The sequence below is a fragment of the Acidobacteriota bacterium genome (assembly GCA_034211275.1).
Taxonomy (GTDB): Bacteria; Acidobacteriota; Thermoanaerobaculia; order Multivoradales; family JAHZIX01; genus JAGQSE01.
In genome coordinates this window covers 1-24,272 of sequence record JAXHTF010000034.1, presented here as the reverse complement: position 1 = coordinate 24,272, position 24,272 = coordinate 1, and the positions used below count along the sequence as shown (strand labels likewise).

At 66.6% G+C, this 24,272-nt stretch carries 24 protein-coding genes; 16 read left to right on the top strand and 8 right to left on the bottom strand.

Going from position 1 to position 24,272, the window contains the following annotated elements; genetic code table 11:
• Positions 1 to 87: 87 nt before the first annotated feature.
• Positions 88 to 1,512, top strand: coding sequence for a cytochrome c oxidase accessory protein CcoG (ccoG, locus tag SX243_08085; GenBank protein MDY7092915.1), 1,425 nt, complete (start codon positions 88 to 90; stop codon positions 1,510 to 1,512).
• Positions 1,513 to 1,616: 104 nt separating this feature from the next.
• Positions 1,617 to 1,742: a hypothetical protein gene (locus SX243_08080; protein ID MDY7092914.1), complete on the top strand. Its 126-nt coding sequence runs from the start codon at positions 1,617 to 1,619 to the stop codon at positions 1,740 to 1,742.
• A 55-nt stretch (positions 1,743 to 1,797) separates the two neighbouring features.
• Here the strand turns inward: SX243_08080 and SX243_08075 are convergent, their stop codons facing one another.
• Positions 1,798 to 2,292: a hypothetical protein gene (locus tag SX243_08075; GenBank protein MDY7092913.1), complete on the bottom strand. Its 495-nt coding sequence runs from the start codon at positions 2,290 to 2,292 to the stop codon at positions 1,798 to 1,800.
• Between the two features lie 189 nt (positions 2,293 to 2,481).
• A complete protein-coding gene (locus SX243_08070; GenBank protein MDY7092912.1) occupies positions 2,482 to 2,826 on the bottom strand; it encodes a hypothetical protein in 345 nt (114 codons plus the stop codon).
• A 724-nt stretch (positions 2,827 to 3,550) separates the two neighbouring features.
• On the opposite strand from SX243_08070, the gene SX243_08065 reads away from it, so the two are divergent.
• The 3 genes from SX243_08065 (at position 3,551) to SX243_08055 (ending at position 5,597) form a co-directional block, all read left to right on the top strand.
• The gene (locus SX243_08065; GenBank protein ID MDY7092911.1) at positions 3,551 to 4,048 is read left to right on the top strand and encodes a GNAT family N-acetyltransferase; all 498 of its coding nucleotides are present in this window, start codon (positions 3,551 to 3,553) and stop codon (positions 4,046 to 4,048) included.
• Positions 4,049 to 4,136: 88 nt separating this feature from the next.
• Positions 4,137 to 4,400, top strand: a complete 264-nt coding sequence (locus tag SX243_08060; GenBank protein ID MDY7092910.1) for a hypothetical protein — start codon at positions 4,137 to 4,139, stop codon at positions 4,398 to 4,400.
• A gap of 174 nt (positions 4,401 to 4,574) precedes the next feature.
• Positions 4,575 to 5,597, top strand: a complete 1,023-nt coding sequence (locus SX243_08055) for a serine hydrolase domain-containing protein (protein ID MDY7092909.1) — start codon at positions 4,575 to 4,577, stop codon at positions 5,595 to 5,597.
• Here SX243_08055 and SX243_08050 read toward each other — a convergent pair.
• Together SX243_08050 and SX243_08045 are read right to left on the bottom strand one after the other, a co-directional pair.
• Complete coding sequence (locus SX243_08050) at positions 5,566 to 7,263, bottom strand: nucleoside transporter C-terminal domain-containing protein (GenBank protein ID MDY7092908.1); 1,698 nt, start codon at positions 7,261 to 7,263, stop codon at positions 5,566 to 5,568. The two genes, SX243_08055 and SX243_08050, sit on opposite strands and share 32 nt — an antisense overlap.
• Before the next feature lie 128 nt (positions 7,264 to 7,391).
• A complete protein-coding gene (locus SX243_08045) occupies positions 7,392 to 8,366 on the bottom strand; it encodes an alpha/beta hydrolase (GenBank protein ID MDY7092907.1) in 975 nt (324 codons plus the stop codon).
• A gap of 133 nt (positions 8,367 to 8,499) precedes the next feature.
• Between SX243_08045 and dacB the strand changes: the two genes are divergently transcribed.
• From dacB to SX243_08030, 3 genes are all read left to right on the top strand, one after another.
• Positions 8,500 to 10,068: a D-alanyl-D-alanine carboxypeptidase/D-alanyl-D-alanine-endopeptidase gene (gene dacB / locus SX243_08040; protein ID MDY7092906.1), complete on the top strand. Its 1,569-nt coding sequence runs from the start codon at positions 8,500 to 8,502 to the stop codon at positions 10,066 to 10,068.
• Between the two features lie 114 nt (positions 10,069 to 10,182).
• The gene (locus SX243_08035; protein ID MDY7092905.1) at positions 10,183 to 11,442 is read left to right on the top strand and encodes a PP2C family protein-serine/threonine phosphatase; all 1,260 of its coding nucleotides are present in this window, start codon (positions 10,183 to 10,185) and stop codon (positions 11,440 to 11,442) included.
• A 53-nt stretch (positions 11,443 to 11,495) separates the two neighbouring features.
• Entirely contained in the window at positions 11,496 to 11,876 is a 381-nt protein-coding gene (locus SX243_08030; protein MDY7092904.1) for a helix-turn-helix transcriptional regulator, read from the top strand.
• A 16-nt stretch (positions 11,877 to 11,892) separates the two neighbouring features.
• Here SX243_08030 and SX243_08025 read toward each other — a convergent pair whose 3' ends face one another.
• The 4 genes from SX243_08025 to SX243_08010 form a co-directional block, all read right to left on the bottom strand.
• The gene (locus tag SX243_08025) at positions 11,893 to 13,284 is read right to left on the bottom strand and encodes a DUF4388 domain-containing protein (protein MDY7092903.1); all 1,392 of its coding nucleotides are present in this window, start codon (positions 13,282 to 13,284) and stop codon (positions 11,893 to 11,895) included.
• 36 nt (positions 13,285 to 13,320) lie between these two features.
• Entirely contained in the window at positions 13,321 to 13,809 is a 489-nt protein-coding gene (dcd, locus tag SX243_08020; GenBank protein MDY7092902.1) for a dCTP deaminase, read from the bottom strand.
• Between the two features lie 87 nt (positions 13,810 to 13,896).
• The gene (gene glpX, locus SX243_08015; GenBank protein MDY7092901.1) at positions 13,897 to 14,880 is read right to left on the bottom strand and encodes a class II fructose-bisphosphatase; all 984 of its coding nucleotides are present in this window, start codon (positions 14,878 to 14,880) and stop codon (positions 13,897 to 13,899) included.
• The gene (locus SX243_08010; protein MDY7092900.1) at positions 14,880 to 16,118 is read right to left on the bottom strand and encodes an acyl-CoA dehydrogenase family protein; all 1,239 of its coding nucleotides are present in this window, start codon (positions 16,116 to 16,118) and stop codon (positions 14,880 to 14,882) included. The genes glpX and SX243_08010 overlap by 1 nt, the downstream gene beginning before the upstream one ends.
• 112 nt (positions 16,119 to 16,230) lie before the next feature.
• On the opposite strand from SX243_08010, the gene SX243_08005 reads away from it, so the two are divergent.
• The 8 genes from SX243_08005 to SX243_07970 form a co-directional block, all read left to right on the top strand.
• Positions 16,231 to 16,518, top strand: a complete 288-nt coding sequence (locus SX243_08005; GenBank protein MDY7092899.1) for a hypothetical protein — start codon at positions 16,231 to 16,233, stop codon at positions 16,516 to 16,518.
• A gap of 235 nt (positions 16,519 to 16,753) precedes the next feature.
• Positions 16,754 to 17,623 (top strand): CPBP family intramembrane glutamic endopeptidase, encoded by an 870-nt coding sequence (locus SX243_08000; protein ID MDY7092898.1) that lies wholly within the window; start codon positions 16,754 to 16,756, stop codon positions 17,621 to 17,623.
• A gap of 45 nt (positions 17,624 to 17,668) precedes the next feature.
• Positions 17,669 to 18,136, top strand: a complete 468-nt coding sequence (locus SX243_07995; protein MDY7092897.1) for an ATP-binding protein — start codon at positions 17,669 to 17,671, stop codon at positions 18,134 to 18,136.
• Positions 18,133 to 18,474, top strand: coding sequence for an STAS domain-containing protein (locus tag SX243_07990; GenBank protein MDY7092896.1), 342 nt, complete (start codon positions 18,133 to 18,135; stop codon positions 18,472 to 18,474). Before SX243_07995 ends, SX243_07990 begins: the two co-directional genes overlap by 4 nt.
• 64 nt (positions 18,475 to 18,538) lie before the next feature.
• Positions 18,539 to 19,447 (top strand): farnesyl diphosphate synthase, encoded by a 909-nt coding sequence (locus tag SX243_07985; protein ID MDY7092895.1) that lies wholly within the window; start codon positions 18,539 to 18,541, stop codon positions 19,445 to 19,447.
• Positions 19,448 to 19,512: 65 nt separating this feature from the next.
• Positions 19,513 to 21,411: an alkaline phosphatase family protein gene (locus SX243_07980; GenBank protein ID MDY7092894.1), complete on the top strand. Its 1,899-nt coding sequence runs from the start codon at positions 19,513 to 19,515 to the stop codon at positions 21,409 to 21,411.
• Between the two features lie 543 nt (positions 21,412 to 21,954).
• Complete coding sequence (locus SX243_07975; GenBank protein ID MDY7092893.1) at positions 21,955 to 22,947, top strand: MBL fold metallo-hydrolase; 993 nt, start codon at positions 21,955 to 21,957, stop codon at positions 22,945 to 22,947.
• 210 nt (positions 22,948 to 23,157) lie between these two features.
• A partial coding sequence (locus SX243_07970; protein ID MDY7092892.1) for a hypothetical protein occupies positions 23,158 to 24,272 on the top strand: 1,115 nt, incomplete at its 3' end.

Sequence of the window (24,272 nt, the reverse complement as noted above, 5' to 3'; positions counted from 1 at the left end):
GCGAGAGATTCTCGCTGTCGCCGCGGCCGGATTCGCACCTTGGATTCCTAGCTCGAGAAGGCCCCGGCGACCGAAAGGACGAGACCGATGTCAGCGACCGGCCCATCAGCCAGCGGAAAGCCATCCAGCGGCGCAGCGGCGCAGCGGCGCCCGGACCTGGATACCCTGTACTCCATCAACGCCGACGGATCGCGGAACTACCTGCACCCCGCGGATGTTTCCGGCCGTTGGCAGAAACGCCAGACCTACATCTGGGCGGTGCTCATCGCGATCTACGCCGGGCTGCCCTGGATCACCATCGGCGGCCACCCCGCCATCCACATCGACCTGGCGGCGCGCCACGCCTACCTCTTCGGCCTGACCTTCACCAATCAGGATTTCTTCCTGATGTTCTTCCTGGTCACCGGCGGCGGCTTCGCCCTCTTCGTCACCACCGCTCTCTTCGGCCGGGTGTGGTGCGGCTTTGCCTGCCCCCAGACGGTGTTCATGGAGGGCGTGATCCGCAAGATCGAGCGCTGGATCGAAGGCCCCCGCACCACCCGCATCCGGCGCAATGAGGGGCCCTGGACCTTCGACAAGGCCTGGCGCAAGATCACCAAGAACGTGGTCTTCCTGCTCATCGCCTACCTGGTGGCCCACATCTTCCTGTCCTACTTCATCCCCATCCGCGAGCTCCTCGGGGTGGTCCAGCGCCACCCCGGCGAACATATGCTCGCCTTCGGCTGGACGATGTTCTTCACCCTCATCTTCTTCATCGATTTCGCCTGGTTTCGGGAGCAGACCTGCCTGATCATCTGCCCCTACGGCCGGCTGCAATCCGCCCTCATCGACGAGGACACCATCATCGTCGGCTACGACGCCGAGCGCGGCGAGCCGCGGTCCAAAAAGAAGAACGAGGGGGGAGACTGCATCGACTGCTTCCGCTGCGTCGCCGTCTGCCCCACCGGCATCGACATCCGCAACGGTCTACAGATGGAATGCCTCGGCTGCACCCGCTGCATCGACGCCTGCGACGACATCATGCGCAAGGTCGGCAAGCCCGAAGGCCTGGTGCGCTACGACTCCCAGCGCGCGTTCGAGGGCGGCCCCAAAGCCTCGCTGGCGCGGCCGCGGGTCTTTCTCTACGCCATTCTCGCCCTCATCGGCGTGGCGGTGGCCACCGTCACCATCGCCGGCCGCGATCCCTTCCAGGCCAACGTCCTGAGAGCCCGCGGCGTGCCCTACACCCTCGAGGGCGAGCGCATCCGCAATCTCTACTCGATCCACCTCCAGAACAAGACCGACGAGCCCTTGACCCTGGAGATCGAGGGCGACACCACCGCCAAGCCGAGCATCGAGTTCCTCATCCCCCAGCCCAGCGTCGCGCTGCAGCCTCTGGAGGATCACGAAGCTCCGGTTTTCGTCTATCTAGGCCGGGAAGATTTCGACAGCTCCTTCCCCCTGGAGCTCGTCGTGACGGATCCGGAGACGGGGGAGAGCAAACACCTCACGGTGACCTTCCGAGGCCCATGACCTTCCGAGGCCCATGACTTTCCGGAAGCCGTGACTTTCCGGAAGCCGTAACCTTCCGGAAGCCGTAACCTTCCGAAGACCTGATCTCCCGAGGACTTCCCCTTATGCGAGCGTGGCTGCGAAAGAACCCCTGGATCTGGATTGTGATTCTGATGGCACTCTTCATCCTCGGCGACATCATCTTCGTGAAGATCGCCCTGGATCTGCCGCTGGAAGAGATCGCGAAGTAGTTCGCAATAGAAGAGAGTCCGAGTTCTCTGTCCGGGTCTTGACTGGGCGGAGGGCTCAGGATCCCTGCGCGTCGTCGTCCCTGGCGATGGCCCGCTCCACCAGGCTCCGCAACTCCTGCATCTGCAGAGCTCCGAGCCCCTGTCCCACATAGGACGCGCCGTAAACCAGGGCGCTGAAGACCACTCCGACGGGGATCAGGTAGAGCCCCCAAGGCTCGGAGTCCACCATCCACTGGGAGATCCCGAACATGGCGCAGCCGATGGCCAGCGCCACGCTGGTGGCGTAGAGGGCGAGGTAGAGGGTCCAGACATGGGGATGAGGACCGAACCGAGCCCGCAGCACCGTCCCGTCCCCCTCCTCCTGCGCTTCCGCATCGATGGTCAACTGCGGCGCCCAGAAGCGAATCTTCTTCTCGTTCAAGGTCAGCTCGATCCGCCCCGAGTCGAGCACCAACCCCAACACATCCTCACTCCCGTCGACCCGCTTCCGCAGCCGCTCCAGCACCGCCCCCAACGGCAGCTCCGTCGTCAGCTCGAACCGCGGTCGCAAATGCGCCCGCCGGTCGAGAGAAGCTGGCCGGGGATCGTCTCTAGCACCTGGGGAGAGAGTGGGCATTGTGGTGGGGATTTTAGCAGGCGAGGCGACCCCGAGGATCGCCCCTACCGGGCAAATCACCGTTCTTGAGGGCGGGTTCTTTCGACGAGACAGTAGCGGCAGGCCTGGTGCCTGCCCAGGCCTCTACATCCCCAGCCGGCAGAGCGGAATCTGCGTGCACTGGTAGATGAAGCCCCCCTGCTGACAATCGAAGTTGTCATTGCACGCCGAGCAGTCGTGGGAGCACAGGCACCCGAAGGTGGTCGAGCAGGGCCGTGCGGAGACCGGGAGCTGCTCCTGGAGCAAGGTCCCAAAGCTGCTGCTCAGCTCCCAGGACGCGGTTTGACCCACGGCTGCGGCGGTCTGGTCAGGGAGAACCTGGGTTGCGTCGGGCAGGACGGTGGTGGTCTCGGCTTCGGCAACGGCCGGGGTACTCCAGCAGACGGCCACGAGGGCGCAGGCGAGCAGGATCAGCGGGAGGTGCTTCATAGGATTTCCTCCAAGAGTTGAGATGTTCCTGCATTTATAGCACGTGGAACTTCGTAGAGTATTGGGGGCTGGATGCGATGGCAGGCCTCCCCGCCTTCGACGACGGAGCGTCTTGCGACTGCGTTGCCCTGGGCCACCGCCAGCTAGGAGCTCGCCCGTACCGCGGGGCAGGATATTTCCCAGTCAAATTAAGCAGTATTTTATTTCTTCAAATGCAGTAGTAGAATTTCAGGCAACTCCAACCAGCCCCGGAGGGGCGAAGGCATCTAGCCCGGGGCGCGAGCCCCGGGTTTGGGAGTATCAGAAACGAAAGCCCCGGAGGGGCGACAGCACTCTATTCGGAACCAAGCGCATCATCATCGGTGGCGGACGTTGCAAAAGGAGCTCGTGGAGCTGCTCGAGTTGAACGACATCGACTACGATAAGGACCGTATCTGGAAGTGAGGCCGGGAGAAGATCGAAGGGTGTTGGAGCTCCGAGGAGAAGCGAGGGTTCCTGTCGCCCCTCCGGGGCTTGGGGTTCCTTCGGGGCGGGTACCCGGGGCTTGCGCCCCGGGCTAGATGCCTGCGCCCCTCCGGGGCTAGAGGGTCTTCGGGTTGCGAACCGTTTCGCCCCGGGCTAGATGCCTGCGCCCCTCCGGGGCTCCGCCGTGTCGAAAGGGCGGATTCTTGTCTCTGCCGGTCCGGTCACGCTCTCCGCTTGTGTCAGGGTAGTTGCCGCCACCATGCCCGCCCCCGACTACACCCAAATCACCTTCCAGCGCCTCCCCGAGGTCAGCCCGGACGCTCTCATCGCGCTGATGAACGATCCCGACGTCCGCCGGCATCTGCCGCTAGCCCGAGGACACTTTGGAGTGTCCGATTGTGAGCGCTTTGTAGCTGCGAAAGAGCAGATGTGGAAAGAAGCGGGGTATGGGCCCTGGGCGTTTGTTCTCGAGGGGGAGCTCGTAGGCTGGGGTGGTTTGCAGCCGGAGGGGGACGATGCGGACGTGGGGATGGTGCTGCATCGGGCCCATTGGGGGGCGGGCAGGGTTCTCTACGAACGGATTCTGGACTATGCCTTCAGGGAGCTGGGACTGGAGTCCGTGATCGCGCTACTTCCCACCAGCCGAACGCGAGTCGCTGCTCTGCGGCGTCTCGGCTTCCGGGAGGACGGCCAAGCCCTGATTGGCGAAGAGCCGTTCAACCGGTACCGCCTGCTGCGGAGGGATCGGAGGCGGTAGCCTTGGCCCTTGACCACGGAGTCGTTGGACTCTTACTGTCGGCTTGTGTCTGCGGCTCCGGCCATCTTCGCCGTGCTACGAGTTTTCCGTGAAATCCGAGCTTCCCAACGACACAGATCCCGCCACCGAGACCATGCTGATTGAGGGATACCGAGCCATGTCGGTTACCCAGAATTCGGAGCGGGTGCGCCAGCTCACCAGGGTCGTGCAGGAGCTGGCGCTAATCAGTATTCGTCGCCGACACCCGGACGCCGACGAGCGAGCGCTGGCTCTCCGATTGGCACCGCGCTGGATTGAGCCGGATCTCATGGAGCGAGCCCTTGGTTGGGCCTCCGACGACGCTGGTTATTGATGCGCATCGGGTGGATGTCGGTGGCAACTGCCCTGGCGCTGCTGCCGTTCTCGGGCTTTCTGGGCGTCGCGGTCATCGAGTTGCTGCACCGTTGGATAGATGTCGACTAGGATCTTCCCCGGTAGCTCTCTCGCGCGAGGTAGGAGCGCCGACTAGTCAACCCAAGACCACCCCATGAAGATCCTCCCCCACTACTTCAGCACCAACGGCCCCGGGGCGGCGCTGGCGGTGGTGCCGGACGGGCTGGTGGCGCAGGTCGAGTGCTATGGCTTGGCAGATAGGGAAGCCGGTGTCGAGATCACTCCGGAGACGGTCTTCGACTTGGCTAGCGCCAGCAAGATGTTCACGGCAACGGGGGTTGTCTTGCTGGCCGAGGAGGGCCGCCTGGACTTGGCGACGCCGGTTGTCGAGGTTCTGCCGCAGCTCGAGCATTCGGGCGTTGGTCGGCCCATCACGGTGAGGGATCTCCTCTGGCACACCTCCGGCCTGCAGGACTATCTGCAGGACGGCATGTACACGCCGCCTGAAGAGGCTTCCGCGGAGTTCGTGGACCAACAACTGCCGGCGTGGATGCGGGAGGCCCGGCCTGGGGTGAGCCACAGCTACTCCAACACCAACTACTTCCTGCTCTCGAAGGTTCTAGAAGCCGCTGCGGGTTGCTCCTACTCGGAATTTTTGAAGGCCCATCTATTCGCTCCTCTGGGCCTTCGCGACACCTTCGTGGCGGGTGGTAGAAGCGAATCGAAAGGGATCGCCAAGGGATATCGAAACTTCGGCTACGGCCTGCCGCTCTTCGAGCTCTCGGAGGAACTCGCTCTGGATACCGTGGGGGACGGCGGCGTCTTCAGCTCTCTGCGGGATCTGATGGCCTGGCAATCGGCTCTGTGGAAGGGTGAGCTGGTGAGCGAGGCTTCCTTGAAGCTGATGCAAACCCCCGGGCACTTGGATTCCGGCGAGGCCTTCGACTACGGGCTGGGACTGCAGGTCGAGCGGAGCGACGACGGGCGGGTCTGGTGCGGCCACGGAGGCAGCTGGACGAGCTCGACGGTCCTGGTGGGACGATATGTGAAGGAGGAGACGAACCTGACCCTTCTATCGAACGAGTTCATGGCCCCCGTTGAGCGAATCTCCCAACGGGCTCTGGCTCTTGGAGAGGACCCGGAGATCACCCCCCAATCAACAACCCCGCAATCGTAGCCGTCAGCCACGAGGCAATCGCTCCACCGAACATCGCCTTCAAGCCCACCCGGGCCAGGTCCTTCTTGCGGTTCGGGGCGATGGCGGCGATGCCGCCGATCTGGATGCCGATGGAGGAGAAGTTGGCGAAGCCGCAGAGGGCGTAGGTGGCGATGATGGTGCCGCGGTCGCCGAGGGTGCCTTCCTGGATGTAGGTGCCGAGGGTGCCGAAGGCGACAAATTCGTTGAGGGAGAGCTTGATGCCGAGAAGATTGCCGACCTGGGCGGCGTCCTGCCAGGGCACGCCCATGAGGAAGGCCAGGGGACGCAGGACGGTGCCGAAGAAAGTTTGCAGCGAGCCGGGGAAAATGCCGGCGAACTCCCCGACCGCGGGGGACATGCCGGCGGTGGCGTAGGCGATGTACTCGCCGCCCAGGAGGCGGCCGTCGATGAGGCTGTCGAGCCAGTTGAGGAGCACGTCCGCCACCGCGATGAGGGCGATGAAGCCGAGGAGCATGGCGCCGACGTTGACCGCCAGCTTGAGGCCGTCGGTGATGCCGTTGGAGGCCGCCTCGATGACGTTGCCGCCGGCTTCGATGTCCGGCAGGCGGACGTCGCCGGCGGTTTGGGAGTGCTCCTTCTCCGGGAAGATGATCTTGCCCACCACCAGCGCCGCCGGGGCGGACATGACGCTGGCGGCGATGAGGTGGCCGGCGGGGACGCCCATGGCGATGTAGCCCGCCAGCACGCCGCCGGCGATGGTGGCGAAGCCGCCGACCATGATGGTCAGCAGCTCGCTGTCGGTCATGTCGTCGAGGAAGGGCTTGATGAGCAGCGGCGCCTCGGTCTGGCCGACGAAGATGTTGGCGGAGCAGGAGAGGGTCTCGGCGCCGCTGGTGCCGATGGTCCAGCGCATGAAGTGGCTCACCGCCTCGATGACTTTCTGCATCAGGCCCAGGTAGTAGAGCACCGCCATGAAGCCGCCGAAGAAGACGATGGTGGGGAGCACCTTGAAGGCGAAGAGGAAACCGAAGCCGGGCCAGGCGCTGCCCTCGCCGGGGAAGAAGTATTGCGGATCGGCGAGATTGCCGAAGAGGAAGGCGGCGCCGTAGTCCGAGAGATTGAGGAATTCGGCGACCTTGCCGCTGATGCGCTCGAAGATGAGCTCGCCGTAGAGACCGGAAACGATGAGCCACGAGGTGCCGCAGACGATGAGCAGGGCCCCGGCGTAGCGCTGGGCGCCGGCAGCGAAGCGCCAGCGGCTGTTGACCAGCAGGAAGAGCAGCAGGCCGGCCATGAGGAAGCCGATCCAGTTGCTCGGAATCGCGGTGAGGCCGGCGCCGACGCCGAGGAAGAGGGTCAGCTGGATCACCAGGGCCGGGCTCAGGCGGCGGGAGGGGGGAGCGGGAGGAGCTTGGGGAGCCTCCTCGCCGTCCGCCGCCGCGCTCCGGGCGGCCTCCGCTGCCTCCGGCTCGCGGTCGCGCAGCAGGTAGGCCACCAGGAGGGCGGCGAAGACGCCCATGCCGACGAAGCTCCAGAAGTCTTCCCGCAGGATGATCAGAGCGAAGAGGAATTGCAGGCCCAGACCCCAAACGAGGATCCGCACCGGCAGATCGCGGCGGTGGTAGGACATCAGCCAGGCGATGCCGAGCAAGGTCACGAGGCCGACGAGGCTAATCCAGCTCATGGTAGTTCCCCCGAGCCCAATCGCCGGAAGGCGAAGGTGGCAGGTCGCGAGTTCACGGGCGTTCGGCGGCTGACTTTACCATCGCTCTCGCGACGGCGGGAATGACGAGGCCCGGCAGCCAAAGGCTCTCAGCGCGCGGTAGCCGAAGCCACGGAGCGGTCCGGGGCGGCGAGGAAGGGCTCGACGGCGCGGAGAAAGGCCTCGGGCTGTTCTTCCATGGGGGAGTGGCCGCAGTCGGGGAGGGCCACGAAGCGGGCTCGGGGCATGCGCTCGGTGGCGGAGCGGCCGGCCTCGACGCTGATCAGCTGGTCCTCTTCCCCCCAGATCACCAGCACCGGGACGGTGAGGTCCTCGTAGGTGATGGGGGCCTTCTCCTGCTCGTGCACCAGGGGGGTGGAGAGGCCGCGGTAGGCGCGGGCGGCGCCCTCGATGCGCAGGCGTTCCAGGTATTCGTCCACCACCTCCGGACTCACCGCCTGGTCGTCGTACCAGGCCCGCTCCAGGACCCGGCGCACCGTTGGCGGTCGCAGGGCGTAGATGCGGGTGAAGAGCCAGGTCACCGGCGGGAGCGCCGCCACCGGCTTGCGCCGGCGGAGGGCGTAGTCGGGGGCGGTGCTGTCCGCCAGCACCAGCGAGCGCACGCGCTCGGGATGGCGCACCGACAGGGTCATGGCCAGGCCGCCGCCGTAGGAGTGGGCCATGAGGTGCGCGCGATCGATGCCTAGCTCATCGAGCACGCGGAGGATCAAATGCACCTGGGCGTCGCGGGTGTAGAGCTCCAGGTCTTCGGGGCGCTCGGTGAAGCCGAAGCCCCGCAGGTCGAGGGCGATGACCCGGTAGCTCCGGGCCAGCTCCGGCAGTACCTGACGCCAGCTGTAGGTAGAGCCGCCGAAGCCGTGGATCATCACCAGCGGCTCGCCGCTGCCCTGGGCCTCGACGTAGACTCGATGGCCGTCGATGGACAGCAGATTCGACGCCGGCAGGTCCTCGACCACGGCCTCGTAGGGCTGGAGGGAGACGCAGCCGCTAGCGCCGAGGAGGCAGAGGGCGGCAAGGCAGAAGAGCAGGATCAGCCGAGGGAAGGCGTCGGATTTGGCAAGCATGGGAAGGATTCGTCGCATGGAGCGGTTCGAAAGAGTGTGGCCGGGAGGTGGGCTCCGGGCGATGTGGAATGAGCTGGCCCGAACAATCGGTGGCGGCCAGTGGACACTTCAGTTTATCATCACAAAGGTATCGATGCGCGCGGTCAACTCTCACATCTTTCGTCCCTTTCCTCGCTTGCGAATCCCTACTTCTCTCCAGGTTCTCCTCGCCGTCGCACTCCTCGCCGGTGGCCTCTGGGCTGGTCCCGGGGCGGCGGCACCGGCGGCGCCGCCGGTGCTTTCGGCGGGTACTCCGCCCCCGCCGTCGGCGGTGCCGCCGGTGCCTACGCCGGCGCTCAAGGCCGGGCTCAACTCGAAGGTCCGGGCTTCCCGCAGCGCCGCCCAGCAGGTGGGGGTGCACATCGTCGACCTGGCCACCGGCGAGCCGGTCTACACCTACCGGGCGGACCGCAAGTACATCGTCGCCTCCAACACCAAGCTCTTTACCACCGCCGCCGCCCTCGATCAGCTGGGGCCGAGCTTCGTTCACCGCACGCCGTTTCTGGCCCGCGGCGAGCGTCGGGCGGGGCGCCTGGAGGGGGACCTGGCGGTGGTGGGGGCGGGAGACCCGAATATCTCCGGCCGCCAGCACTTCGGCGATCCCCTGGCGGTCTTCCGCTCCTGGGGCCGGGCCCTGCGCGCTAGCGGCGTCCGGACCGTGGACGGCAACCTCTATCTCATCGACGGCCTCTTCGATGACACCTTGGTGCATCCGGATTGGCCGCGGGATCAGCTCACCCGCTGGTACGAGGCGCCGGTGCATTCCCTCTCCTTCAATGACAACTGCGTCCTGGTGCGGGTGTGGCCGTCGGCGCGGCCCGGCGGGCCGGCGCGGGTCGAGGTGGTGCCGGATCTGGGCATCTTCGAGGTCGAGAACAGCGCCCGCACCGCCAGCGGACGCAATCGGGGGACGGTGCACATCGACCGCAACTGGGGCACCAATGTGCTGACGGTGCGGGGGACGGTGCGGCGGGGACCGTGGCCGGTGGAGAAGTGGGTCTCGGTGCACGACCCGAAGCAATATTTCGCCTCCGCGCTGCTCCAGGCCCTGGGCGACGAGGGGGTACGGGTCACCGGCAAGGTCTTCGCCGCCGATCGCCTGCCATCGGGGCGTTGGAACGAGGTGGCGGAGCACCAGAGCTCGCTGCTCACCACCCTCGAAGTGATCAACAAGCGGAGCCAGAATTTCTATGCCGAGGCGTTGCTCAAGACCCTCGGGGCGAAGCGCTGCCAGCAGGGAGATTGGCAGGGGGGCGTGACGGCGGTGGAGGAGTTCCTGTGGTCCGCCGGGTTGGATCTCGACGCCGTGCAGCTGGCGGACGGATCGGGCATGAGCCGGCAGAATCAGGCGACGCCGAAGTTGATGACGGATTTGCTGCGGCACATGTTCTTCCACCCCTGGGGCCGGGAGTATGTGGCCACCCTGCCCTACAGCGGCGAGGCTGATCTGAGCTGGCGCAAGCGGCTGGCGGAGCCGCCGTATCGGGGCAATGTTTTCGCCAAGACCGGCACCCTCAACGGCGTCTCCACCCTCAGCGGTTACGCCAAGGGCGCCTCCGGCCGGCTGTATGCGTTCTCCATCCTGTGCAACGGCACCCGCGGCAGCTGGCACGCCAAGCGCGCCCAGGACGCCATCCTCCGGGCGCTCATCGATCACGGGTAGGTCGGGGGAGGGGAGGGGCTTGGAGGCCCCGGCCGTGGTAATCTTCCTATAGTCCGGCGATGGTCGGACGCACCCTGCACCCACCCCACCTTTTCCCTTTCGGAGCCTCCCCCCGTGACCCCAGCCACCACCAGCGCAGACCCGCGGATGCTGATGAAGAAAGTCGAGCGGGCCGTCGCCACCATCGGCGAGACCGACGATTTGCTCAAGACCGTGCATCGGTTGGCGGAGCAGTTGATCGCCGAGTTCCGCGACGAGTTGGGCATCTACGGCGGCCGGCTGTACCAGCGGGAGAACGGTAGCTATGTGCTGCGCCGCACCTTCGGGGATGCCAAGCCGCTGGCGCCGGGGCTGCGGGTGCCCAGCACCTATCCGCCGCTGGAGCTCTGCTGCCTGCGGGGGACGGCGTTCATGGACGCTGACGATCCGTCGCTGGATCCGGAGCTGGAGACCACCCTGGGGGTGCACGAGTTCGCTTGCGTCGAGGTGGGGGACGAGGAGTACGTGCTGGCCTTCAACGTCGCTCCCGGCTACAACCGGGAGGACATCCTCTTCTCCCTGGGCATCCTGCGCCACGCCATCAGCCAGCAGATCCGCCACCAGCGGCTGCAGGAGATCTTCCGGGAAGCGCGCAAGATCCAAGCCTCCCTGCTGCCGCGCAAGGCGCCCCGCTATGGCGAGTACGACGTCTACGGCCGCAACGAGCCGATGAAGAGCGTCGGCGGCGACTACTTCGACTACATCTCCATCTCCTCCAAGATCATGGGCGTCGCCATCGCCGACGTCTCCGGCCACGGGCTGCCGGCGGCGCTGCAGGTGCGGGATGTCTACACCGGCCTGCGCATGGGCGCGGAGCGCGATTTCAAGATGGTGCGCACCATCGAGCGGCTCAACCGCATCATCCATCGCAGTACCCTCACCAGCCGCTTCGTCTCGCTGGTTTATGGGGAGCTGGAGGTCAACGGCAACTTCATTTACGTCAACGCCGGCCACCCGCCGCCGATCCACCTCAAGGCCGACGGCCGCCACCGCTGGCTGCGCGAGGGCGGGCCGGTGCTCGGCCCGTTACCGGAAGCCTCGTACGAAAGAGGCTTTGTGCGGGTCGCCCCGGGGGATATGCTGATCCTCTACACCGACGGAATTGTGGAGAGCTATGGCGACGGGGATGAGGACGCCGATGAGGAATTCGGTTCCCGCCGGCTTCTGGAAGTGGTCCGCCGCCATCGAGGGCGTTCGGCGCGAGAGGTGGTGGATGCGGTCTTCGCCGGGGTGGAGAAATTCGCGGCGGGGCGCCAGGTGATGGACGACCGCACGGTGGTGGTCATCTCCTTCCCGGAACGGCCTTCGGAGCAGATGGCGGCGGAGGAAGGTTGAGCCGCAGCGATGGGAGGGGTTCGCAGGTACGAGTGAGCTGGTAGATTGAGGTCATGGGAGAGTTCAAAGGCATCGGCAAGGCGCTCAAGGTGCTGCGCATGCAGGCCGGGCTGAGCCAACAACAGTTGGCCCGGCGCTCCGGGCTGACGGCTCCGATGATCAGCAACTACGAGCACGGGAAGGTCGTGCCCCAGATTCCCAGTCTCGACAGCATTCTCCAGGCCCTAGGGCGGGATCGCTTCGACCTGTTGGAGGCTTTGGAGGAGGTCAACGACCGGCCGCCCCGGGACCTGCGTCCCTTGCAGCCGCGGGAGCCGGAGGCGACGGCGTTGGAGCGTCTGGGGCTGACGGACTTGAGCGCCGAGGAGCGGGGAGCCTACCTCGAGATGCTGCGCGGGATCTGCCGGCTCATGGCGATTCGCCGCCGCCGGTAGCCAGGGCTCCAGCTTCTCAGAAGCGGATATGCCCCGCCCTCATCAAGCGGAAGAAGAGCACCAGCGCATCGATTTCCGGCATCGGGCTGATCTTGAGGATCGACTTGATGTCGTAGCGACCGTCGATGCGGGTGAGCAGGAAGCCTTCCTGGGCGGAGACGTTGAGGCTGGTGAGCTCTTCCATGGGCACCGCCAGCTTGGGCACCTTGTCGACGGTGAGGCCGCCCCGCTCCAAGGACCGCCGGATCTGCTGCTCGGCGGAGGCCACCGCTCCTTCCAGATTGCGGTCGTCGGGGCGAAGGCTGCGGGCGGCCCGCAGATAGCGTAGAGCGCGCTCGAAATCCCCCTTTTGCACCATCTGCGCTGCGGCGGTCATCAAGGCGTCGGGATCCAGCTGGCTGAAGCTGTCGCCGTCGCCTTCTCCCGGGCCGCCTCCCGCCGCACCGGTCGTCGGCCTGGCCGCGGGCTGGGCCGGGGCCGCCGGGGGAGCTCCTTGGAGCGGGACTCCGGCCTGGGGGCGGGCGGCTGGAGCCTGGCCCGCCGGTGCTTGAGCCGCTGCAGGGTTGGGCGGTGTGAAGCCTCCGCCCTGCTGGCCCTGCGCCGGTGCAGCCTGTCCCGAGGCCGGCTGCTGGGCGGGTTGGGCGGCTTGGCCCTGCGGCGCCGGACCTTGGGCTGGCGGACCGGGGACCGGCACTTCCACCCGCACCACCCGGGGCCGCACCACCTTCACCTGGCCCTTCTGGATCTTGTCGAAGAGCACGCTGCAGACGAAGAATTCGCTGGAGTGGGTTTGGAGCTGGATCTCCTCCACCGTGCGGTCGTCGTTGATCATCGAGAGGATGCGCCGGGCGCCGGGGCTGGCGGTGGGGTCGTCGAGCTTGCCGAAGCCCACTGCCACCACGTCCTTGGAGGGAATGTGCTCGCGGATGCGCTTCCACTCGTCGACTCGCCGGGCTCCTTCCATGAGGATGCCGGTGAGATCCAGCCGCAGAGGGACGAAGGTGTGCTCCGGCAACTCGCCGTTGAGAAAGCGGAACTCACCCTTCTGCCAGGTGAAGATGTCGTAGATGCCCTCTTCGGCCTTGAGGCGCAGCAGGCGCTGCAGGTCCTCCTCGGTGACGACGCCGTTGGTGAGCAGGATCTTGCCCAGGAGCATCTTCTCGTTGGCCTGGCGGGAGATGGCCTGGGAGAGTTGCTGCTCGGTGATCAGGCCCTGGCTGACCAGGAAGTGGCCGAGGTACTCCCGGGGATCCGTCGACGCCGAGGAGACGATCTTGCCGTCCTGTAGAAAGAGGCGTTTCTCCACCTTGCCGTTGTGGATTACCAGCGTGCCGGTCTTCTGTGCTTGGGAGAGCCACTGCAGCAGCTCCGCCAAGTCCATGGTCTTGAGATTGCCGGCGATGCTCATAAGAGAGGGGGGGCGGGCAGAGCGGAGGAGATCCGATCAGCTGCGGGCGCGAGTGGTGCCCTCTTGGCCCTGGTAGTGGCTGGAGGAGCCTGGCTCACCGTAGGCGATCTCCGGCTCCGATTCCATGGTGATGAAGATCAGCTGGGCGATGCGTCGGCCAGCGTCGAGGACGAAGGGCTGGGGGCCGAGGTTCTGCAGCTCGAGGGTGATATTCCCCTGGAAGCCGGGATCGCACCAGCCGGCCATGGAGTGGTTGATCCACAGTCGTCCGAGGGTCGATTTGAGCTTCAGATCACAGGCGACGCTGCGCGGGATGCGCACGTACTCCAGCGTCGAAGCGAGGACGACCTCGCCGGGGAAGAGCTTGACGGCGTCGGAGGTGAACTCCTCCGGATCACGGGTCGGGCAGATCCAGTGGTCGCTGAGCCGCACGTCATAGCTGGCGGAGTTGACCTGGGCGGGGTCGAACGGGTCGACACCGCCGTCTTCGCCCCAGCTGCGGATCCAATGGTCGGGCTTGATCATGGCCTTCTCGGGAACGGTCGGGTATTTCCCCGGGACCCACCGGGGCCCTGGGAGGGATGAGTTGTCGAGCGTTCCGCGCCCTTCACTCTACTGGAAGATCACCGGCGTGGTGAGCTTCTCCCGGTGAATGGTATCGACAAATTGGATTTTGCGTGCTGCTAAAGACATGAAGAGAGTCGAGGTCCGAGTGCCCCCACCGAAGAAGCGGGCGCCGCGCAGCAGCTCGCCGTCGGTGACTCCGGTACAGCTGAACATGATGTTCTCGCCGGGAGCCAGCTCTTCGGTACTGTAGACGTGCTGCAGGTTGTCGATGCCCATGTCCGCCAGGCGCTGTTCCTGAGCGGAGTTGAGGGCGGTGAGGCGGCCTTGGATCTCGCCTCCCAAGCAGCGCATGGCGGCGGCGGTGATGACTCCTTCCGGAGCTCCGCCGGTGCCCATCACGGCGTGCACGCCGGTGCCCCGCACCGCCGCGGAGATGCCCGCCGACAGGTCGCCGTCGCCGATCAGCCGGATGCGTGCGCCGGCCTTGCGGATGTCGGCGATGAGCTGCTGGTGACGGTCGCGTTCGAGGACCACCACCGTCAGCTCACCGACGTCGCGCTTGAAGGCCTTGGCGATGCTGCGCAGATTCTCCGCCACCGGGGCCTCCAGGTGCACGCTGCCGCGGGCGGTGGGGCCGACGATGATCTTCTCCATGTAGACGTCGGGGGCCTGCAGCAAACCGCCGCGCTCCGCCGCCGCCAGCACCGCCACCGCGCCGGGAGCGCCGGTGGCGCAGAGGGCGGTACCCTCCAGGGGATCGACGGCGATGTCGATCTCCTCCGCTGGATCGTCCTGCTCCTTGAAAGCTCCCAGCTCTTCACCGATGAAGAGCATGGGAGCCTTGTCCCGCTCACCCTCGCCGATGACGATGCGACCGTCCATGGGCAGGAGGTCGAGCTCCTTGCGCATGGACTCCACCGCCATCTGGTCCGAGTGGTGACCATCGCCGAAGCCCATGGTCTGGGCGGCGGCGACGGCGGCGAGCTCGGTCACCCGCAGCAGGCCCTGTTCGAGCTCCGCCAAGGCCATCAGCCGTTCCCCTTGCCCACCGCCGCGGCGACGGGAGCCGCCTTCGCCGCCTTCACCGGGCGTTCCGGGGCGTTGAAGGCGGGGATGCCGGTGATCTTCTCGCCGATGATCAGGCCGTGAATGTCGTGGGTCCCCTCGTAGGTGAAGACCGACTCGATGTTGAGCATGTGGCGGATCACCGGGTAGTCGTCGACGATGCCGTTGGCGCCGAGGATCTCCCGCGCCAGGCGGGCGGATTCCCGGGCCACCCACACGTTGTTGCGCTTGCCCAGGGAAATCTGGTGATGGCGCAGCTTGCCGGCGTCCTTGAGCTGCCCCAGGCGCAGGGCCAGCAGCTGACCCTTGCTGATCTCGCTCACCATCCACACCAGCTTCTCCTGCACCAGCTGGTGGCAGGCGATGGGCTGGCCGGAGAATTGAATCCGCTCTTGGGAGTACTCGAGGGCGGTGCGGTAGCTCTCCATGGCCGAGCCCAGGCCGCCCCAGGCAATGCCGTAGCGCGCCTGGTTGAGGCACATGAGGGCATTCTTGAGGCCGGTGGTCTTGGGCAGGATGGCGTCCGCCGGGATGCGGCAGTCGGTGAAGCCGAGCTCGGAGGTGACGGAGGCGCGGAGGGAGAATTTGCCGTGCTGGTCCGAGGAGGTGAAGCCCTCGGTGCCCTTTTCCACCAGGAAGCCGCGGACGCCGTCCTCGGTGTGGGCCCAGACCACCGCCACGTCCGCCAGGGTGCCGTTGGTGATCCACTGCTTGGAGCCGTTGAGAATCCAGCCGTCGCCGTCGCGGCGGGCGTTGGTGCGCATGCCGCCGGGATTGGAGCCGAAGTCCGGCTCGGTGAGGCCGAAGCAGCCGATGGCTTCGCCGGAGGCCAGGGCAGGGATCCAGCGATCCTTCTGGGCCTGGGAGCCAAAGGCGTAGATGGGGTACATGACCAGAGCGCTCTGCACCGAGACGAAGCTGCGAATGCCCGAGTCGCCGCGCTCCAGCTCCTGCATGGTCAGGCCGTAGGCGACATTGCTCAGCCCCGGCAGGCCATACTCGTCGATGGTCGCGCCGAAGAGGTTGAGGGCGGCCATCTCCGGCACCAGCTCCATGGGGAAACGGCCGTCCCGGTGGCACTCCTCGATGATCGGCATCACCCGGTCATCGACGAACGCCCGAACGGTGTCGCGCACCATGCGCTCGTCTTCCGAGAGCAGGGGATCGATATCCATAAAATCAACGCCAGAGAAACGGTTCAAGACGAACCTCCTTATCAGCGAGCAGCGGCAGGGTCGAGAAGGCTGCGTGGATGAATCAAGCTCGATGGTTCGTTTCCGCGCGGGAAACGAACCGCCATGATAGCACGGGGGGATGGGGTATCATGCGGCCATGGCGAGCTTCCCGGGGGGTAGTCCCTACACCATGGTGCGCGAGATTGCGGGAGGATTTCTGCAGGTCAACGAGCGCACTTTCCGGCGCTTCCAGCGCGGCGACCTGGACCGCATCAGCCACGAGCTCGAACGTCATATCCGCCACGTCCGGGGGGAGCAGCCGGACTCTGAGGACGCCAAGGCGGTGCAGATGCGCAACCGCAGCCTCCAGCGGCTCACCGGCGCGCGCATGATGCTTCAACAATTCCGGATCCGCTTCAAGACTTGAGCCTTCCCCTCATGCCGGACCGGGCTGGTGTGGGGAGCGTTCTACGGTCTCTGCGCCGTACCCACTAGCCCGATTGCAGACTTCCGGCGCCGACCTGCGGTACTGATTCCCGGCGCCGACTGCCAGCGCCGACTGCCAGCGCCGACTGCCAGCACCGACTTCGAGAGCTCGATCGAGTCCGACACCTCCCCGTCGCCACCACCTCCAAGTCTCCTCTACCTCCAAGCCCACCGTGATGTCCTTCGATCTACTCCTGCGCACCGCTCTGCCCATGATCCCCGCGCTGGCGGTGGCGATGTTGGTGGACCTTGCCACCGTGCGCCGCGGGCTCACGCCGCCGGGCTACTATCTGCCGCTGCGCCGCAGCGCCATGACGGCGTTGCTGGCGCTGCTCTTCTACATCGGCTTGTTCTCGCCCCTGGCCTGGCTCGACCAGGCCGGGGAAATGGACCCCTCCGCCCTCACCACGCCGGAGCTCTTCGCTCTTCACGTGGTCATCCTGGTGACCCTGCTGCTGTGGTTCGTCCTCGGCTACGGCTCCCGGGAGACCTCCCAAGGGGGACCCCTCACGGAGCTTGTGCGTCAGTGCGGTCTACGCTCCCAGGATCCGGCGACGGATCTGCGCGTCGGCGTCGGCGGGGGCTTGCTCCTGTGGGGCGCGGTGCTGGCGATGATGATGGCGGTGGCGGCCCTCCTCAGCTTGGGCAAGGGGGAGAGCCTGGTGCCCACCGAGGCGCCCCCGCTGGTGGTCTACATGGCCGGTCTGCCGGTGTTGGTGCGGGTGGGGCTGAGCTTGTCCGCCGGCGTGGTGGAGGAGATCTTCTTCCGCGGCTTTCTCCAACCCCGGGTGGGGATCGCCATCTCCGGCCTGCTCTTCGTGCTCGCCCACGCCAGCTATGACCAGCCCTTCATGCTCCTGGGGGTGGCCCTGCTCTCCCTCGGCTTTGCCCGCATGACCCAGCTGCGGGGCAGCGTCTGGCCGGCGATCATCGCCCACACCCTCTTCGACGCGGTGCAGCTGCTGTGGTTGATTCCTTGGCAAGTCGCCGGTGCCCCCCAGCCTGCGGCGAATGCTGCCGCGGCCTTGCTGGGGATGGCGCCGTGATCTGCTAGACTTCCCCGCGCGGTGTTCCCCGAAGCCAAGACCGGCATGAATCCGGAGCAACATAGATTTCACGTCACCATCGCGAGCCGATTCGAGAACATCGATTTGGTTCAGGTGGTGCTCCAGGATGCCCTGGAAAATCTGAACGTTTCGGAGGACACACTGCATTGGGTGGATCTGGCGGTGCGCGAGGCGGTGGCCAACGCCATCCGTCACGGCAATCAGCAGGATCCGGCCAAGAAGGTAGACGTAGATTTCGAGCTCGACGGGGACGAGGTGGTCATCCGCGTACAGGACGAGGGTGAAGGCTTTATCCCGGAGGAGGTCCCGGATCCGCTGGCGGCGGAGAATCTTCTGCGCCCCGGAGGCCGTGGACTCTTGTACATGCGCAACAGCATGGACGCTATCGACTGTGGGCCTTGCTCCGACGGTGGCACGGTGGTGACGCTGAGGAAGCGGATCCAGCGCAAGCCGGAGGGCGAGGGGCAGTTACAGGAGGAATCCGATTCATGAAGATCGCAGTCAGGCAGAAGGAAGGTGTGACGATCCTCGAGCCCACGGGCAAGATCACCATCGGGGCCGGAGACGTGGCGCTCCGCTCGGCGGTGCACGAGGCCATGGAGGCCGGGGCGCGCCGTCTCCTGCTCAATCTGGAGGGGGTGACCACCATCGATTCCTCCGGCATCGGCGAGATGGTCTCCGCCTACACCACGGTGACCAACCGCGGCGGCAGGCTCGCGCTGATGAATCTCCCCGCCAAGGTCACGGACATCCTGCAGATCACCCAGCTGATCACCGTTTTCGACGTCTACGACAACGAGGCCGAAGCCGTCGAAGCGCTGAAGCCGTAACGTTGACGAGCAGTCGCCGCGGACGGCCGTCGCCGGCGGTCCGCGGCGGGTGGTGATCTCCCCGATGGCCAAAGCCCAGACCACCCAGGCGCGTCTTGGAGGACGCCTCCGAGAGCTCGGTCAGGCGGTGGAGAAGCGCCTTCCGGAGCTTCTGCCCCCTGCCGTGGAGCGCCCGGAGTCGGTGCACCGGGCCATGGCCTACGCTCTCACCAGCCCGGGCAAGCGGCTGCGGCCGGTGCTCACCCTGGTGGTGGCGGAGATCTTCGGTGAGCGGTCCGAGCCGGTGCTCGACCTCGCCTGCGCCGTGGAGATGGTCCACGCCGCCTCGCTGATCCTCGACGACCTGCCCTGCATGGACGACGCGACCCTGCGCCGCGGCCGTCCCACCACCCACCGCAAGTTCGGCGAGGACATCGCCCTCCTCGCTTCCTTCGGTCTGCTCAACCGCGCCTTCGCCCTGGTGGCGGCCAGCGGCCAGCGGCTGCCCCAGCGGCGCTACAGCACCGAGGACATGGTGCATCACCTGGCGGCGGCCATCGGCTCCGGCGGTCTGATCGGCGGTCAGGCGCTGGACCTGGAGAGCACGCCGGAGGATCTCGACCTCGAGCTGCTGGAGTACATTCACAGCCACAAAACCGGCGCTCTCTTCCTCGCCGCCGGCGAGTTGGGGGCGATGGCGGCGGACACCCGCCGGCGCCACCTGGAAACCATCAGCCGTTTCGCCAAGAATCTGGGGCTGGCGTTCCAGATCTCCGACGACCTCCTCGACGCCACCGCCACCAGTGCCCAGACCGGCAAGGACTCCCAGAAGGACAGCGACAAAGTGACCTTCGTCAAGCTCCTCGGCATCGACGGGGCACGGCATCTGGAGGAAGAGCTTCTGGACTTCGCCGTCGCCTCCCTGGCGCCCCTGGGCCGGCGGGCAGAGCCTCTGCGCCAGCTCGCCCTCTTCGTGCGCCATCGGGAACGCTGAGGGTCCAGCCTCCAGTGACTCAGTACTTCTAGTGACCGAGGATCTCCAGTGACTCAGGACCTCCAGTGACTCAGGATCTCCAGCAGGTCCGCTCCGAGCTGCGCCGCCTCGGATACCTCAGCCACAGCTACGACCGCTACCTGCTCCAGGACGCGCTGCGGCCGCGCCAGCCGCTGCGCACCCTCGGCCAGCTGACCCTCAAGGTGGCGCTGGCCGGCGGCACCCTCTTTGCTCTGGTACTGGCCTTCGCCCTGGCGGCGGTGAACGGCAACCTCGTCGCCTCCCCTTTCGATCTCATCGCTCTCTTCCTGCACCTGCTTCCCGCCACCGGCGGCGCCATCGGTCTCGGCTTCCTGCTGCTGTGTGCGCTGCTGGTGCTGGTGCTGCGCTTCTACCCGGTGCGCCGCATCGAGGTCCTGAGCTTCGGGGTCGCTCTTCTCTCCGGCCTGCTGGTGGCGGCGGTGGCTTCCTGGCGCCTGCTGGAGCTGTGGTCCGGCAGCGAGCGCTGGACGGCGTTGATCTTCTCCCTGGTGCTGCCGCTGGCGGTCTACGCCCTGATCCGCTTGGTGGAGACGGGGCTGCTGACCCTGGCCATCCGCCTCACCGAGCTCACTCCCCGGGTGCGCAGCTTCTCCCGCCGCTGGATCGCCGCCACGGTGCTGGTGGCGCTGGCCCTCATCACCCTGCCGGTGGTGCTTTCGGTGCGCGGCCACGAACGACAGGAACCCGCCCACCTGCCCACCGCTGGCGGCGAGCGAGTGCTGCTTGTGGGGGTCGACGGAGTGCTCGCCGCGGAGCTCGACTACCTCCTCGCCCGCGGCGCGCTGCCGGCGATGGCCGCCCTGCTCGACGACGGCGGGGTGCTCGAGCCCTACCGCCGGCCGCCGGCGGCGCCGGCGGTGTTCTGGACCACCGTGGCCACGGGGCTCGACGCCGGCGGCCACGGCGTCACCTCGGTGGACAGTTTCCGCCCCGCCGGCGTCGCCACCCCGCTGGCGCGCACCGGGCCGCTGCGCTTCTACTGGCGCTGGGTTTCGGTGCCTCTGGGGCTGACCGAATACCGCCCGGTGCTCGCCAACCGCCGCCACGCCTTCACCCTCTGGGAGCTCGCCGCCCGCGGCGGCCGCCCGGTGAGCGCGGTGAATTGGTGGTCCACCTACCCGGCGGAGCCGCTGCCGGGACTGGTGGTGGCCCACGGCGCCTACCAACTGCTCCAGGACGAAGCTCACGACGCCGTGGCCAGCGAGTCGCGGCCGGACCTGATCGAATGGGCTGCAGCTGGGCGCAAGGCGATCGCGGATTCGCCAGTGCGGCCAGGCTCCAAGGAAAAACCCAGCTCCATGGAAAGTATCGTGCAGGCCGCCTTGCCCGCGGAGAGTCGCCAAACCGTGCTCGACAAAGCGGTGCTGCCGGACCGCTTCTACCTCCAGGCTTTGGAGCACAGCCTGACTTTTGAGCCGCGGGTTGCCGCCCTCTACTTGCCGGCGCCGGACCTGGCGGCGGACGGCTGGCCGGGAGGCGACATCGCCCTCAGCGATCTGGTGCGAGCCCATCTCCAGGAAGTGGACGCCCTCCTCGCCGCCCACGCCAGAGACTTCGGCACCGTCGCCCTCTTCCTCGACCCCGGCCGCCGCGGTGCGGCTCCGGAGCGTCGCGGCGGCGTCGCGGGCCGAGTTCTCCTCTGGCGCCGTGAAGGCGGCTGCCGGGCCGCGGGACTTTCCTCCGAGGCCTCCGAGGCCGCTGAGGCCTCCGAGGCCCTCAGTCCCCAGGCCGTGACGGCCGGGCTGTCGCTGGCGTTGGGCTTGCCCGCCAGCGAAGAGCTCCCCGCCCCCCCGGCGGTCTGCGCCTGGCCCGCGGCCCGGGACCACATCCCCTCCTTCGGCCGCCGCCGCCCCCTCCCGCCCCCGGCGGCCCTGGACAGCGAGGAATACCTGAGGAATCTGCGCTCCCTCGGCTATCTCTGATTTCCGATCTCCTCATCGGTCAAGGTTCGCCCACTCCATCGGCCTCCCCCCCTGGGAGCGCCCCCGCCCTCGCCCCGGGATCAATCCCGGGGCTACCAAGACCACCGCCGGATGAATCCGGCTCCCTGAATGTGTTCAGTCACGACCGTCCCTCCGGAGCCAGCGGAGCTGGCGGCCCCTGGGTAGCCCGGGGATTGGATCCCCGGGCGGAGTTGCCTGGGCCCCGGTCGTCAACTACTACATCTGGTTCCTACGCTTCAGCGTGGGAACCAACTACGTCGAGCCGCGCGCCGAGACTGAGGCCCCGCTCCAGCGGGGCAGGTTGGCGTTGTCAAGCACGATCCCGGTGCCGCCCTTTCACCCCCACCCCCGACGCTGGAGCGTCTCCCCTGGGTTCCCACGGTGGACCGTGGGAACCAGCGAGCCTGGGAGCGCCGGCTTCCAGCCGGCTCTGGTGGGGTTCGTGATCACAGCCCCCCGGAGTTGGATCCCCAGCCTGAGCCCTTGCCAGCACACACCAGCGTGGACTAGCTTCAAAGCATCATGAAGCTCCATCCTTTCGTTTCGCTGCTGATCACAGCCGCGCTCTGCGCCTTCGCTGGCGCCCACGCCCAAGACGCTCCCGCGCCTGTCCCCGAGCCCTTCACCGGCGCCGACTACGAGACCCCACCGGGCTCGGACCCCTACCTGGTCGTCCTCGGCGTTGCCCAGGATGCCGGCTACCCGCAGCTGGGCTGTGACCGTGACTGCTGCCGCGCCGTTCGCGCCGGCCAGCGGGAATCCCGCTCCGTGGTGAGTCTGGGAATGGTGGATCCAGCCTCCAAGCGCTTCTGGCTCTTCGAAGCCACCCCGGACTTCCCTGCCCAATACGACCGCCTCCGCTCCCTCGCCCCGCCCGGCAGCACCTTCGGCGGCGTCTTCCTCACCCACGCCCACATCGGCCATTACACCGGACTCATGTACCTCGGGCGGGAGGCCCTGGGTGCTCAAGGCGCTCCGGTCTACGCCATGCCCCGCATGGCCGACTTTCTGCGCAACAACGGTCCCTGGAGCCAGCTGGTGGAGCTGGGCAACATCCGGCTGGAGAAGCTCGCCGTGCTGGCCAACGTGACCCTCGGCGAGGATCTCGTCGTCCGCCCCTTCCTCGTCCCCCACCGCGACGAATTCTCCGAAACCGTCGCCTTCGAGATCCACGGCCCCCACCGCACCGTGGTCTTCCTCCCCGACATTGACAAATGGTCCCGCTGGGGCGGCTCCCTCCCCCTCCTCCTCGACCGCATCGACCGCGCCTACATCGACGCCACCTTCTACCACCCCGACGAGCTCCCCGGCCGCGACATGTCCGAAATCCCTCACCCCTACGTCCCCGAAACCATGGCCCTCCTCCAATCCCTCCCGCCGGAAGACAAGGCCAAAGTTCACTTCATCCACTTCAACCACACCAATCCTCTGCTCGATCCGGAGAGTGAGGCTGCTGAAGAAGTGAGGGAGAGGGGCTTTGAGGTGGCTCGGGAGGGGGATGTGGTGGGGTTGTGAGGGGCTGGCTTTTGACCGTGGAGAGGCCGTTTGATGAACGGGTTTTTGGAATCCAGGAGGGTTTCGCGGAATGAAGCCTCTCACCCTCCGGAACCTTCGCAAGGATCCCGGGGTTGGGCTCGGCCAACCCTGCGGGTACACCGGAGGGCTGCGTCAGAATTCCAGCAGTCACCGTGTTACTTTCTCGGGAGACCTTTCTCGGAGGAGACCATGCTGAGCCTCAAACAGATCCTGGCAATAGCGCTACTCGTGACCCTTCCCCTGGCGCAACCAGCGGAAAGCCAATCTGCTCACAGCCAGCCCGCGCAGGTCCAAGAAGAGGCCGACGAACACCGCTTCGCCTACGACAGCGCCGACAACCTCCTGTCCCGCACCGCCGTCCGCGACGGCGTGGCCACCGAGCAGGCTCTGCCCCTCGACGGCTCGGGCCGCAACCGACCCTCGTCCGTCGGTGATGTGCCCCTGGCGTGGGACGCCAACGGCAACCTGACGCGCAAGGGCGACCTCCACTTCGCCTACGACTTCCGCAACCGGCTTACGGAGGTTCGGAACACTCAGGGAACAGTCCTGGCGAGCTACGGTTACGACGCCTTCAACCGGCGGGTCGAGCAGCGCCTTGGGACGGACGTTGTGCAAACCGCCTGGTCCGGCCAGCGCGCCATCGAGACCTCCGTCAACGGCACGCTTCAATCCCGACGGACCTACGGCCCGGGGCTGGATGAGATCGTTCGCATCGAGCACGACGCCGACGGGGACGGCGTATTGGAGCAGCGCTACACGCCGATCTACGACAGTTCCGGCAACCTCGCGCTGGTCACGGGCACGGACGGCAAGCCCATCGAGCGCTACTCCTACTCACCGTATGGCGAAAGGAAGATCTACGCCGACCTCACGCCTCCCCGAGTCGAGCAGGTTCGGGTAGTCCAAGGTGAGCTCTGGCTGGAGATCTCAGATCTGGTAAGCAGCCAAGCTCTCACTACCGCGCTCGAGAATGGAGCTGCTCGCTTGGAGGCGGCGCCGGAGACCATCTCCCTGTCGCTCGATACGACCGTTCTCCATGCCAAGCGGCACCGGGTGGAGCTTGAGCTTTCCTCTCCCCCAGCAACCGGTACTTCGGTCACGCTTCATGTGGAACCCGATGCGATTCTCGACAGCTTCCACAACAAGCTCGCGGAGGCACTAGTCGTTCCGTTCACTTGGCCATCCGAAGATGCCGTCATTCTCGATACCGGCACCCCGGAGGTCTATGAGGTCGCGTACCGGGACGCGGTCCTTGAAGTCGAGTTCACCGAGGAGATCGATCTCTCCACTGCAACTCCGTCGAT